11 protein-coding genes are annotated in these 12,481 nt (G+C 63.2%); all 11 read left to right on the top strand.

Features of this window, described 5'->3' with window-relative positions; translation table 11 throughout:
• The first annotated feature begins 283 nt into the window (after positions 1-283).
• The 11 genes from ACVOMF_RS05140 to ACVOMF_RS05090 all read left to right on the top strand — a co-directional run bounded on the left by ACVOMF_RS05140 (position 284) and on the right by ACVOMF_RS05090 (position 12,368).
• Complete coding sequence (locus ACVOMF_RS05140; RefSeq protein WP_481508306.1) at positions 284-1,603, top strand: amidohydrolase; 1,320 nt, start codon at positions 284-286, stop codon at positions 1,601-1,603.
• 45 nt (positions 1,604-1,648) lie between these two features.
• Entirely contained in the window at positions 1,649-2,512 is an 864-nt protein-coding gene (locus ACVOMF_RS05135; protein ID WP_481508305.1) for a DUF4261 domain-containing protein, read from the top strand.
• Between the two features lie 82 nt (positions 2,513-2,594).
• Entirely contained in the window at positions 2,595-3,404 is an 810-nt protein-coding gene (gene queF, locus ACVOMF_RS05130) for an NADPH-dependent 7-cyano-7-deazaguanine reductase QueF (RefSeq protein ID WP_481508304.1), read from the top strand.
• 99 nt (positions 3,405-3,503) lie between these two features.
• On the top strand, positions 3,504-3,806 hold the full coding sequence (locus ACVOMF_RS05125; protein ID WP_481508303.1) for a LysM peptidoglycan-binding domain-containing protein: 303 nt from the start codon (positions 3,504-3,506) through the stop codon (positions 3,804-3,806).
• 48 nt (positions 3,807-3,854) lie between these two features.
• Complete coding sequence (locus ACVOMF_RS05120; protein WP_481508302.1) at positions 3,855-4,337, top strand: hypothetical protein; 483 nt, start codon at positions 3,855-3,857, stop codon at positions 4,335-4,337.
• Positions 4,338-4,884: 547 nt separating this feature from the next.
• Positions 4,885-7,116: an NADP-dependent isocitrate dehydrogenase gene (locus tag ACVOMF_RS05115; protein ID WP_481508301.1), complete on the top strand. Its 2,232-nt coding sequence runs from the start codon at positions 4,885-4,887 to the stop codon at positions 7,114-7,116.
• A 252-nt stretch (positions 7,117-7,368) separates the two neighbouring features.
• A complete protein-coding gene (locus ACVOMF_RS05110; protein ID WP_481508300.1) occupies positions 7,369-8,337 on the top strand; it encodes a hypothetical protein in 969 nt (322 codons plus the stop codon).
• Entirely contained in the window at positions 8,334-8,882 is a 549-nt protein-coding gene (locus tag ACVOMF_RS05105; protein WP_481508299.1) for a GTP-binding protein, read from the top strand. The genes ACVOMF_RS05110 and ACVOMF_RS05105 overlap by 4 nt, the downstream gene beginning before the upstream one ends.
• The gene (locus ACVOMF_RS05100; RefSeq protein ID WP_481508298.1) at positions 8,875-9,291 is read left to right on the top strand and encodes a roadblock/LC7 domain-containing protein; all 417 of its coding nucleotides are present in this window, start codon (positions 8,875-8,877) and stop codon (positions 9,289-9,291) included. Before ACVOMF_RS05105 ends, ACVOMF_RS05100 begins: the two co-directional genes overlap by 8 nt.
• Positions 9,292-9,695: 404 nt before the next feature.
• Positions 9,696-11,426, top strand: coding sequence for a bifunctional isocitrate dehydrogenase kinase/phosphatase (gene aceK / locus ACVOMF_RS05095; RefSeq protein ID WP_481508297.1), 1,731 nt, complete (start codon positions 9,696-9,698; stop codon positions 11,424-11,426).
• A 60-nt stretch (positions 11,427-11,486) separates the two neighbouring features.
• Positions 11,487-12,368 carry an energy transducer TonB gene (locus ACVOMF_RS05090; protein WP_481508296.1) on the top strand — a complete coding sequence of 294 codons (882 nt, stop codon included), beginning with the start codon at positions 11,487-11,489 and terminating at the stop codon, positions 12,366-12,368.
• Positions 12,369-12,481 lie beyond the last annotated feature (113 nt).

Raw genomic sequence — 12,481 nt, 5'->3', positions numbered from 1 at the left:
AGCTGATGGTCTGCCGGATCGCAGACCAGTTGCTGGTTCCCATTGTGTCGGCTTCGCGGCTCACGCCGCTCCCACAAGTCGGTGGCTGCGAGGAAGGCTCCTGCCGAGCATGGCTCGGCACTACATGGAGCCCTGCATACTGGTGGGTTGCGGGTAAGGCCCCTGCCGAGCATGGTTCGGCGCTACGGCTGATCGCCTACAGCGAGCCGGTTCCCTGCCTGCGGGCGTTTGGCCCATGATTGGCCTACATTCACCCGGTCCCCGACTGGAAGGAGAGTTGCTGATGGCCCGCAAGACCGTGTTGCTGTCTGCCTTGCTTTGCGCCCTTGCCCCGCTGGCGCAGGCCCAGGATGCCGCCCAGCGGCCGGAGGTGGCGGCCGCTGCCACTCGCCTGCAGCAACAAGTGGTGGATTGGCGTCGCGATTTTCACGCCCATCCGGAACTCTCCAATCGCGAAGAGCGCACCGCGGCCAAAGTCGCCGAGCGCCTGCGTGCGATGGGCTTGAATCCGAAGACCGGCGTCGCCGTGCACGGTGTGGTCACCATCATCAAGGGCGGGCTGCCCGGCCCGAAGATCGCCTTGCGTGCCGACATGGACGCGCTGCCGGTCACCGAACAGACCGGCCTTCCATTTGCCTCCAAGGCCACCGCCGAGTATCGCGGCGAGCAGGTCGGTGTGATGCATGCCTGCGGTCATGACGCGCACACCGCAACCTTGTTGGGCGTGGCCGACGCGCTGGTCGCCATGCGCGACAAGCTGCCCGGCGAAGTGATGCTGATCTTCCAGCCGGCCGAGGAAGGCGCGCCACCGCCGGAGCAGGGCGGTGCCGACCTGATGCTCAAGGAAGGCCTGTTCAAGGACTTCAAGCCGGAGGCGGTGTTCGGCCTGCATGTGTTCTCCAGCGTGCAGGCGGGCCAGATCGCCGTGCGCGGCGGCCCGCTGATGGCGGCTTCCGACCGCTTCGGCATCACCGTCAATGGTCGCCAGACGCATGGCTCGGCGCCGTGGAACGGCGTTGACCCGATTGTTGCGGCCTCTGACCTGATCGGCACCGCACAGACCATCGTCAGCCGCCGCGCCAACCTGTCCAAGCAGCCGGCAGTGCTCACCTTCGGCGCGATCAAGGGCGGCATCCGCTACAACATCATTCCCGACTCGGTGGAGATGGTGGGCACCATCCGCACCTTCGACCCGGACATGCGCAAGCAGATCTTCGCCGACCTGCGCAACGTCGCCGAGCACACCGCCGCCGCCCACGGTGCAACGGCTGTCACCGACATCTACGAGAAGGACGGCAACCCGGCCACGGTCAACGATCCGGCACTGACCGCGCGCATGCTGCCCAGCCTGCAGGCGGTGGTGGGCAAGGCCAACGTCTACGAGCCGCCGCTGCAGATGGGCTCGGAAGACTTCTCGCTGTACGCACAGCAGGTGCCGTCGATGTTCTTCTTCGTCGGCTCCACCGGCGCCGGCATCGACCCGGCCACTGCGCCGAGCAACCATTCGCCCAAGTTCCTGCTCGACGAAAAGGCACTGGATGTCGGCCTGCGCGCGCTGTTGCAGGTGTCGCTGGATTACCTGCACGGTGACAAGGCAGGCTGAGTCCGGGTAGTGTCGGGGGCTTACCTACAAGGAAGAAGGCGCCCCATGACAGCCAGCCTGGCCATGCTGCTGCAGTCACAGCTCGACCCTCAGCTCACAGCCGAAGCCCTGCTTGCGCAGCTACGCAGCGATTGGCCAGATCTGGACCAGTCGCTGCTGCGGGTGGGCGAAGCAACGACGGACGACACCGTCGACAAGGATGCCGATGGCGACGATTCACCGATGCTGTGTCTGGAATACGCCGACTACCTGATCGCGTTGATGCCGATCCCGGTGCAGATCGGTGATGACATCGCGCAGATCTGCGCGCACAGCCGGCTGTGGCCAGACGCCACGCCGGCGCCGGTGGACTACGCCGCACACACCATCGTCACCGTGATGCGCTTCGGCGACGACGCGCAGGAAACCAATCTTGTCGCACAGGCCGCACTGCTCAGTCGCGTGCTGGCGTCGGCTGTGGCCGTGTCCAACAGCATCGAGGCGGTGTACTTCGGCAGCGCCAATCACGTGGTGCTGCCAAGCCTGTTCCGCGAGCTGACCCAGGCCACCTTGCCCGAGCCGCTGCCGATCGCCTGGGTGGCGATCAATGTCGGCCAGCGCCCGGACGGGGTGATGACCGGCCATACCCGCGGCATGGACATGCTGGGCCTGATGGACATCGAGATTCCCGAGACCGGGGAAACTGCCGAAGGCGTGTTCGGCCGCCTCACCGGCATCGTCGATTACCTGATCGAGAACGGCATGGTCATCAGCAATGGCGACACTCTCGGGGCGACCGAGGAGGAGCGTATCCGCGTGGTCTACGGCCCCTCGGCGCTGGACCCGGAGCGGGAAGTGATGCGGCTGGTGAGCGAGGAGATCCCGCAGGCCAAGCCCAGCAAATCGTGGTGGGCGCGGCTGCTGAACTGAAGCTGCGCCAGACACCGCTTTTCCTGCGAAAGAGCGCCTCGGTATATCCGGCGCTCAAGCTGGCGCAACTACAATGGGGCCGATGAACACTCCCCAAGATTCCAGCCTCGGCCGTGAGGTCGACTACCCCCGCCAGTACGACGCCAGTCTGCTGTTCCCGATTCCGCGCGCCGGCGCCCGTGCCGAGATCGGTCTGGGCAGCGAACTGCCGTTCGTCGGCGAGGACCGCTGGCATATCTATGAGCTGGGCTGGCTGGATGCACGCGGCAAGCCCTGCGTGGAAACCGCAACCCTGTACGTGCCGGGTACCTCGCCGAACCTGATCGAGTCCAAGTCGCTCAAGCTATACCTCAACTCGCTCAACGGGGCGCGCTTCAACCGTGCCGAAGCCGTGCGCGAACGCATCGCCACCGATCTGTCGACCTGTGCCGGTGCCGATGTGCGGGTCGAGTTCGGCCTGCCAGCGGTGGCCCAGGCGCCGGGTGAGAGCATCGATCACCTGGATGTCGCCATCGACAGCTATGGCCCACCCGATGCGAACCTGCTGCTGGCCGATGCCAGCACCGTGGTCAGCGAGACGCTGGTGTCGGCCCTGCTCAAGTCCAACTGCCCGGTGACCGGCCAGCCGGACTGGGCCAGCGTCAGCATCCGCTACCAGGGCCCACGCATCGACCGCGAAGGGCTGCTGCGTTACCTGGTCAGCTACCGCGACCACGCCGAGTTCCACGAACAGTGCGTGGAGCGGATCTTCCTGGAGCTGAGCCAGCGCTGCCAGCCGACCTCGCTGGAGGTGGAGGCACGCTATACCCGCCGTGGCGGCCTGGATATAAATCCGCGTCGTGCCAGCCCGGGCTTGGCCGCCAGCCCCCCGATCCGCGACCTGCGTCAATAAACATTCAGCTGCGTACGCTGGTTTTTACGTTGGCACGATGAAACCTTAACAGGCGTCGTGCAATCGTTGCTCCCCGTCAGTCACGGAGGAGCAGCCTGGATGAGCAGTACGGATAAGAAAGCCGATTTTTCCGGTGTAACCGGGACCGTCACCAGCACCGAACAGATAGTTGAAAAGGCGGATTTTTCCGGCGTCACGGCAACAGTGACCAGCACAGAAGAGATCGTCGGCGGGCAGGAATACATCGTGCAGAGTGGCGACAGCCTCTCCAAGATCGCCAAGAAGCTGCTCGGCGATGGCAATGCATGGAAGAAGATCTTCGATGCCAACCGCGATGTCCTCGATGACCCGGACAAGATCCGCCCGGGACAGACGCTGAAGATTCCGGCGCGTCAGGGTTGATCCTCGCGCCAGTACGTACGCAATTTCAAACCAGATTCGGAGCAATTCATGAAGAAGACTTCGCTTAGCAGTGCCCTGATGATCGCTGTGGTCGGTGCCGTGGCACTGGTTGGCTGCAAGAAGAAAGAAGAAGCGGCACCAACCCCGCCTCCTCCGGCTGCGAGCGCCCCGGCGCCGATGGTTGAGTCGGCTCCTGCTGCGCCGGTTCTCGCCGTGACAGCAGTGACTGTCGGCAATGTGGCGGCGGCTGACATGTCGGTGGCACCGGTTGCCGTGCTGGCAGCCAAGGACAAGATCATTGTTTCGGTCAAGACCAGCGGCACCGCCAGCAATGTGCCAGTGGCGGCCAAGTTGACCTACCAGGATGGTCAGACCGCCGGTGAGCAGAGCGCCACGCTCAATGCGACAGACGCTGGGACCACCAACATCGAATTCGCCAACAGCAAGCCGTGGCCGGCTGGCAAGTACACCGCCGACGTCACCGTCGATGGCAAGGCTGCCGGTACCCCGCAGCAGTTCGAGGTGAAGTGAGCAAGGCGTAAGCCGGCGAACTCTCTCCCGCCGGTGATACGCATGGGCGCAGCCACCAGGCTGCGCCTTTTTTTTTGCATCAACCGTAAATGCTTCTTGTAGGAACGGCGTCAGCCGCGAGACAGAGACACCATCAGATGCAGGGATTCGAGCAACCTCAGCGTCGCGGCTGACGCCGCTCCCACATGCAATCCAATCCTGTTCCGCTCCAGTGAACTGCTTGTCGCGCGAACCTTGATCTGCGCACTGTCTACACCTGTCCGCGTACAGCGCGAGTGGTTGCAGCTGAGACCACCACCGCGGCATACAGCGCGGGCCAAGACGGCACAAGGCCTGCGCCACCTCGCGGCGCGGACGGCAAGTCTTTCCCTACCTTGGCGTATGGATTTGCTTTGCCCGCTCGTGTCGAAAACGCGACAATGCGAGGGTTTCCTCATCCGGCAGCCGGAGAGGGATTGCGCGCCGGCCCACTGGATGGCCGTGCGCCTGCCCAGTCGCCGCTGCCATTCCACGCACCGCATCCGTCAGCAAGAGAGTTTTTGCCCCCATGTCGAATACGCCGAAGATCATCTACACGCTCACCGACGAAGCTCCGTTTCTGGCCACGCAGTCGCTGCTGCCCATCGTCGATGCCTTTACCGCGACCGCCGGCATTGCCGTCGAAACCCGCGACATCTCGCTGTCCGGCCGCATCCTGTCGCAGTTCCCGGATTTCCTGAAGGACGAGCAGAAGATCAGCGATGATCTGGCCGAACTGGGCGAACTGGCCACCAAGCCGGAAGCCAACATCATCAAGCTGCCGAACGTGTCGGCCTCGGTGCCGCAGCTCAAGGCCGCGATCAAGGAACTGCAGGACCAGGGCTTCATCCTGCCGAACTACCCGGACGCACCGACCGACGATGTGTCGCGTGACATCCAGGCGCGCTACGACAAGATCAAGGGCAGCGCGGTCAATCCCGTGCTGCGCGAAGGCAATTCCGATCGCCGCGCACCGCTGTCGGTGAAGAACTACGCCCGCAAGCACCCGCACCGCATGGGTGCATGGACTGCCGACTCCAAGTCGCACGTCGCGCACATGGACGGCGGTGATTTCTACGGCAGCGAAAAGTCGGCCACCGTCGCCAACGCCGGCAGCCTGAAGATCGAGCTGGTGCAGAACGACGGCAACACCGTCGTGCTGAAGGCCAAGACCGCAGTAAAGGCCGGCGAAATCGTCGACGCCTCGGTGATGAACCGCAAGGCGCTGGCTGCGTTCGTTGATGCACAGATTGCCGATGCCAAGGAGCAGGGCGTGCTGTTTTCGCTGCACCTGAAGGCGACCATGATGAAGGTCTCCGACCCGATCATGTTCGGTGTGGTGGTCGATGAGTTCTACAAGGACGTGCTGGCCAAGCATGCCGCCAGCCTTGCGCAGATCGGCTTCGATTCCAACAACGGTATCGGTGACCTGTACGCGCGCCTGCCGCAGCTGCCGGAAGCCGAGCAGACCGCGATCAAGGCCGACATCGCCGCCGAGTACGCCAAGCGTCCGGCCGTGGCCATGGTCAATTCGGACAAGGGCATCACCAACCTGCACGTGCCGTCGGACGTGATCGTCGACGCCTCGATGCCGGCGATGATCCGTGACTCCGGCAAGATGTGGAACGCCGAAGGCAAGCTGCAGGACACCAAGGCGGTCATTCCGGACCGCTGCTACGCCGGCGTGTACCAGGCCGTTATCGAAGACTGCAAGGCGCACGGCGCGTTCAACCCGGCCACCATGGGCTCGGTGCCGAACGTCGGCCTGATGGCGCAGAAGGCCGAGGAATACGGCTCGCATGACAAGACCTTCCAGATCGCCGCCGATGGCGTGGTCAAGGTCACCGACGAAGCCGGCAACGTGGTGTTCGAACACCACGTTGAAGCCGGTGACATCTGGCGCATGTGCCAGACCAAGGATGCACCGATCCAGGACTGGGTGAAGCTGGCCGTCAGCCGTGCGCGCCTGAGCAACACTCCGGCGCTGTTCTGGCTGGATGCCAAGCGCGCCCACGATGCGCAGGTGATCGCCAAGGTCGAAAAGTATTTGAAGGACCACGACACCAGCGGCCTGGACATCCGCATCCTGTCGCCGGAAGAAGCCACCGCCGTGTCACTGGAGCGCATCCGCAAGGGCGAGGACACCATCTCGGTGACCGGCAACGTGCTGCGTGATTACCTGACCGACCTGTTCCCGATCCTGGAGCTGGGTACCAGCGCCAAGATGCTGTCGATCGTGCCGCTGATGGCCGGTGGCGGCCTGTTCGAAACCGGTGCCGGCGGTTCGGCACCCAAGCACGTGCAGCAGTTCGTTGAAGAGGACTACCTGCGTTGGGATTCGCTGGGTGAGTTCCTGGCCTTGGCCGCCTCGCTGGAGCACCTCGGCCAGCGCTACGACAACAAGGGCGCCACCGTGCTCGCCAATGCGCTGGATGCTGCCAACGGCAAGTTCCTGGACAACGACAAGTCGCCGTCGCGCAAGCTCGGTGGCATCGACAACCGCGGCAGCCACTTCTACCTCGCCATGTACTGGGCGCAGGCGCTGGCTGAGCAGAACGACGATGCCGCATTGAAGGCGAAGTTCGCACCGCTGGCAGAAGCACTGACCAGCAACGAGCAGAAGATCGTCGACGAGCTGGCAGCGGTGCAGGGCAAAGCCGTGGACATCGGTGGTTACTACCGTCCGGATCTTGCCAAAGCTGGCCCGGCGATGCGCCCGAGTGCCACCCTCAATGCCGCGATCGCCAGCCTCAACGGCTGAGTGCTGCAGAGAAATGACGGCTGTTTTTTCGTAGCCGCCGTTACACATTGAAAGCCTGCGTCCTTTACGGACGCAGGCTTTTTTGTGTTCGCGTGAAGGCGATGTGTACATACGACCAAGGTCGTGTGTTGAAAGCTGCGCCGGAAAATCGAAGTGTGTGTCCAATCACCCTTTCACATACAGCTTCTGGAATAGCCTCATCCGACACGCAGGGAATCGCATGACGCGAGCGCGTCAAAAAGGGGAAGAGGCATGACCAGGGTGCTGGTAGTGGGCTCGGACACCCGGGAGGAGCAGACGCTCCTTGGGCGATTGAGGGAGATTGCAGGGTTACCACCGGAGGGCCTGCAACGCTGTGTCGATCTGGATCAGTGCGACCTGCTTCTGGTCCGCGATACCCCGGCGTTGCGCAGCGCTGCCCAGCACATGGCCAGCAAGCGGCCGACCATGCGGCTGTGGCTGCATGATGATGCCGGCGCCGTACACGATGGCCGCAGTAGCGAGGAACTGCATCTTGATCGGGCGCAGATCCAGCACGCGTTGGCACCGCCTTCTACGTCGACCACAACCGATGGTCTGTATCTGGCCAGCGGCGCCAAACAAGTTACCCGCCTTTTGCGGCAGCGCTTGCAGGAAAAGCAGGGCCGTGCGGTGCTGTCATTGCAAGGTCAACCACAGCTGCTGATTGATTTCGAACACGACCAGATGGTGCCGCTCTACGTGCATCCAACGCAGGGGCCAAGCCTGGCACAGCAATTGGGTGACGTATTCGAGTTGCTGGCCTTGCAGGAATTGTCGCTGGCGCGTTTCCAGGCCTTGGCAGAGAACCTGTCGCGGCAACCGCTGCGGCCGCTGCTGTGGCAGATGGCGCAGTTTGGCGACAATTGGACCGATTTCGATCGCCGCCTGCAACAGAACGCCCGGGTAAGCCTGCTGCGCTGGCCGGACTTCCGTGTGCTTGCCCATCAACACGATGGTTTCAGGTTGTGCTCGCTGCTGCTGAAAAAGCCCTGCACCCTGAGCGAATGCACGGAACTGCTGGAACTGGATAGCAACGCAACCCGCGCCTTCATGCGCTCGGCCTACTTGTGTGGCTATGCCAAGGTGGAGGTGCCGGAGTCTGCCTCGGCGCCGCCGCTGGCACCAGCCAAACTTGGTGCCAGCGCCTTGCTGGCACGGATGTGGCGCAGCGTCCGTCACCGTACAGGGACCCATGCATGATCGAACACAAGGTAGTGATTCTGGGCGCCATGGGGGCAGGGAAATCGACGCTGGTGCGCGCTGTAGCGGGCGGCACCGTCATCGACACCGATGTACTCAACACCGATGCCAGTTCGTCCAAGCTGGCAACCACGGTGGCGATGGACTATGCCGACGTGAGTCTGCCCAATGGCGACCGGCTGCGCCTGTACGGCACACCGGGGCAGGAGCGGTTCTCCTTCATCTGGCCGGTGCTGCTGCAAGGCGCACGTGGCGTGGTGATCCTGGCTGATGCCTCCAGTCCCGACGTGGCGCAGGAAATGGAACGTTATCTGCTGGCACTGCGCGAACACGCCGGGACGGTTCCAGCGGTGATTGGTGTTTCAAAATTTGATTTGATGCCCGACGTGGATCTTGATGCCTGCCTGCTGCAGGCACAGAAGACCGCGGGCAGGCCGTTGCCATTGGTGCCGTTCGACGCACGCTCGGAGGATGCGGTGATGCTGTTGATGGATGTATTGATGGGTGAAGTCGAAGCCGCTGCCCTGGTGGGCACCCATGACTGAGGCCAAGGCGATTGCACTGCTGGAAGACTGGGAGGTCGCCGCAATTGACCAACGGCTGCAGGAGTTCACCAGCTCGGTGGATGGTGTGCGTGCCGCCGTCGTTGCCAGCATCGATGGTTTTGTCCTGGCACAGGCGGCCACCGAGACCTCCAGTGGCGAACGCCTGGCTGCAATGACCAGCGCCATGCTGGCCTTGGCCTCGGCGGTTGGCCGCGAGCTGGCCTTGGGCACGATGGACGTGCTGATGCTGGAGGCCAGCGAAGGCAAGGTATTGATGCAATCGATCCAGCTGCCGCGCGGTTCGTTGTTGCTGATGGCCGCCTGCGGCCAGCGCAGCGTGATCGGGCATGTGCTGTGGAGTGCGCGCGAGTGTGGGCGCAAGATCCAGGCGGAGTTGTCCGGGGAGTGAGGGGGCGGTAGCTGTGGCTGCATTGGAGCCAAAGCCAAGGCTCCCCTCATCCCAACCCTTCTCCCGCGGGCGGGAGAAGGGCTAAAGCCGAAGCCGAAGCCAAAGCCGAAGCCGAAGCCAAAGCCGAAGCCAAAGCCAAAGCCGAAGCCAAAGCCAAAGCCAAAGCCAAAGCCAACAGGGCGCGAGCGCCTGCTTCGCTCCCTCCCTTTTGCGTAGCAAAGGGGAGGGTTGGGGAGGGGTGACTTTGGCGCGAAACCTGCAATCCACGAACACCTTCGTCCCCAAGCCTGTCCCGAACAGCAGTCAGTGGCGTATGGTCAGCGCAACTTCCCGGTGTTCATCCGCATGCGATTGCCCCGTATCTGCATTGCCCCCGCGCCTCGGCAACGCCAGGTCATGCCCTCATGACCGAGTCGGCTACAGACGGCACGTTGGCCGCCAGCGTCGCCAGCTGCATCGCGCAGGGCTTCGAGGACTACCACCGCGACTTCGCGCAGGTCAGCCGGCGTGCACGAGAGCGCTTCCAGCGTCGTGATTGGGCTGCTGCCAAAGCCGATGCAGTGGAACGCATCGAGCTATACGACGTCTGTGTCGCTCAATGCCGCGCGCAGCTGGATCAGCTACTGCAGGGCAGTAGCGAGTTGCAGCTGCTGTGGCGGCGGGTCAAACAGGATTTCGCGGGGTTGATCGAGAGTCGCATCGACGGCGAGCTCTACAAGACCTTCTACAACACGCTCACCCGGCGTCTGTTTGCTACCCATGGCGTGGATGACAGCATCGAGTTCATGGCGCTGGACATCGAACCCTCCGACGCCATCACCCACCCGGTCGCGCGGCATGTCTATGCGGTGTCCGAGGCGCGTCCGGCCGAAGCGTTCTCACGTTTGTTGGCGGACTATGCGTTCGACCTGCCGTACGCGCACCAGCTACGTTGTGCAGCGGCCATAGCGGTGCGGCTGCAAGATGACCTAGCCCATTGGGGGCCGTACCCGGTACGCGCGATCGAGCTGTTGCAGACGGTGTTCTATCGCGAGCGACGTGCCTATCTGGTCGGGCGCGTGTTCGGCGAGCATCGCTTCTCGCCATGTGTGATTGCGCTGGTGAATGATGGCAATGGCATCCGCGCGGAGGCCGTGCTCAGCCGCCGCCGCGATGTCGCGCATCTGTTCGGCGTCTCGCGCAGCTACTTCCAGGCCGATCTGCCAACCGTGGCCGATGCAGTGGTGTTCCTGCGCAGCATCCTGCCGGGCAAACCGGTGGATGAAATCTATACGGTGCTGGGCCGGGCCAAACAGGGCAAGACCGAGCGTTACCGCACCTTCTTCAGTCACTTCCAGCAGCACGACAACGAGCAGCTGGTGCACGCTGAAGGCACCCCCGGCATGGTGATGACGGTATTCACCCTGCCCAGCTACCCGCTGGTGTTCAAGCTGATCCGTGATCGTTTTGCCTGGCCCAAGACCATGAGCAGGCAGGACGTGGAGGACAAGTACGCGCTGGTGTTCAACCTGGATCGTATCGGTCGCCTGTTGGATGCACAGCCGTATCGCCATCTGCGCTTTCCGCTACAGCGTTTTGCACCGGCCTTGTTGCACGAGCTGGTGAACGAGTGCAGCCAGAGCGTGCGCGTCGACGGCGATGAGGTCGAGATCGCGCTTTGTTATGTGCAGCGTCGGTTCCGGCCGTTGAATCTCTATCTGCGCGAGCAGGGTACGGAGGCGGCGCGCGCTGCCGCGCTGGACTATGCGCAGGCGATTCGCGACATGGCCTGCAACAATATCTTCCCTGGCGACATGCTGTTGAAGAATTTCGGAGTGTCGCGGCATGGTCGTGCGGTGTTCTACGACTATGACGAATTGTGTCTGGTGACCGAGTGCAACTTCCGCCAGTGGCCAAGGCCGCGCAGCGAGGAAGAGGCAATGGCGGCCGAACCCTGGTTCCATGTCGCGCCCAACGATGTGTTCCCCGAGCGCTTCGGGCTGTTCATGGGCTTGCCACGCTCGTCGTTGGAGGTGGTGCAGGAGAAGTTTGGGGAGCTGTTTGATCCAGCGTGGTGGCGGGGGCTGCAGGCCGGATTCCAGCAAGGGCTGTACCCGGACACCCCACCGTACCCGCGTGCGCTGCGACTGGCGTGAGGCTTGCAGCGATCCACTGGCCGCGCTTTAATCCGCCTTCCGGACACAAGGAGAAGTGGAATGCGACAGGTATTTGCGGCAATGGTGTTTGGCGCGGTGCTTGTGACTGCGGCGCCGGTGACTGCCATGGCAGAGAGCGGTGGTGGTATCGCGGCGGTACGCGAGCGGATTGAAAGCAGTTTGGTGGTGCGTGGCGAAGTCAGTATCGAAACCGACGGATCGGTATCTGCAGTGCAGCTGGCCAAAGAGGACAAGCTGCCCGTTGGCGTGGTGAGTATGGTGCGCGATGCCGGGCTGAAGTGGCGCTTCGAGCCTGTGCTCAGGGATGGTGTCGCAGTCCGCGCGCTGGCACCAATGAGCCTGCGTGTCATCGCCCGCAAACTGGAGGGTGATCGCTATGAAATCAGCCTGCGCGGCATCAATTTCGCGCGGCTCGACGCCGACGATCCGGAGAACATCGCGCGTGTTTCGCTGAAACCGCCGCGCTATCCCGAGCAAGCCTACCGTGCAGGGATTTCCGGCAGTGTCTATCTTCTGGTCAAGGTCGGCAGGGACGGCAAGGTCGAGGATGCTTTTGCCGAGCAGGTGAACCTTACCTTCCTCAGCAGGGAGAACGATCAACGACGTGCCCGCGACCTATTGGCCAAGAGCGCGCTGGCCGGTGCCCGGCAGTGGACCTTCCGGGTTCCGACGCAAGGTCCTGTTGCCGCTCAGCCGTTCTGGAATGTGCGCGTGCCGGTCAGCTATTCGCTGGACAACGGTGGTGCCGAGGGCCAGGAACAGGGGCGCTGGGTGAGCTATGTGCCGGGCCCGCGTGAACGTGCGCCGTGGCGCGAGGGTAGCGAGCAGCTCGGCTTTTCACCGGATGCGCTTGTCGATGGCAGTGTCAATCTGGTCGACAACAATGGCCCGCACCTGCTGACTCCGCTGCAAGGCAGCTAAGGCGCTGTGGTAGTGCCGAGCCATGCTCGGCAGGGGCGTCACCGGGAACGCCTCAGCCGAGCATGGCTCAGCTCTACAGGTAGAGCAGGCGCTGCGAAGCGTCCAATCAGTAC

It is taken from the genome of Stenotrophomonas sp. STEN022 (genome assembly GCF_056760155.1).
Note: the sequence above shows the minus strand (reverse complement) of the source record. Positions and strands in the feature narration are given on the sequence as shown.

Coding starts and splice junctions, on each gene's coding strand:
- ACVOMF_RS05140 (WP_481508306.1), top strand. CDS start 284: ATGGCCCGCAAGACCGTGTTGCTGTCTGCCTTGCTTTGCGCCCTTGCC.
- ACVOMF_RS05135 (WP_481508305.1), top strand. CDS start 1,649: ATGACAGCCAGCCTGGCCATGCTGCTGCAGTCACAGCTCGACCCTCAG.
- queF (WP_481508304.1), top strand. CDS start 2,595: ATGAACACTCCCCAAGATTCCAGCCTCGGCCGTGAGGTCGACTACCCC.
- ACVOMF_RS05125 (WP_481508303.1), top strand. CDS start 3,504: ATGAGCAGTACGGATAAGAAAGCCGATTTTTCCGGTGTAACCGGGACC.
- ACVOMF_RS05120 (WP_481508302.1), top strand. CDS start 3,855: ATGAAGAAGACTTCGCTTAGCAGTGCCCTGATGATCGCTGTGGTCGGT.
- ACVOMF_RS05115 (WP_481508301.1), top strand. CDS start 4,885: ATGTCGAATACGCCGAAGATCATCTACACGCTCACCGACGAAGCTCCG.
- ACVOMF_RS05110 (WP_481508300.1), top strand. CDS start 7,369: ATGACCAGGGTGCTGGTAGTGGGCTCGGACACCCGGGAGGAGCAGACG.
- ACVOMF_RS05105 (WP_481508299.1), top strand. CDS start 8,334: ATGATCGAACACAAGGTAGTGATTCTGGGCGCCATGGGGGCAGGGAAA.
- ACVOMF_RS05100 (WP_481508298.1), top strand. CDS start 8,875: ATGACTGAGGCCAAGGCGATTGCACTGCTGGAAGACTGGGAGGTCGCC.
- aceK (WP_481508297.1), top strand. CDS start 9,696: ATGACCGAGTCGGCTACAGACGGCACGTTGGCCGCCAGCGTCGCCAGC.
- ACVOMF_RS05090 (WP_481508296.1), top strand. CDS start 11,487: ATGCGACAGGTATTTGCGGCAATGGTGTTTGGCGCGGTGCTTGTGACT.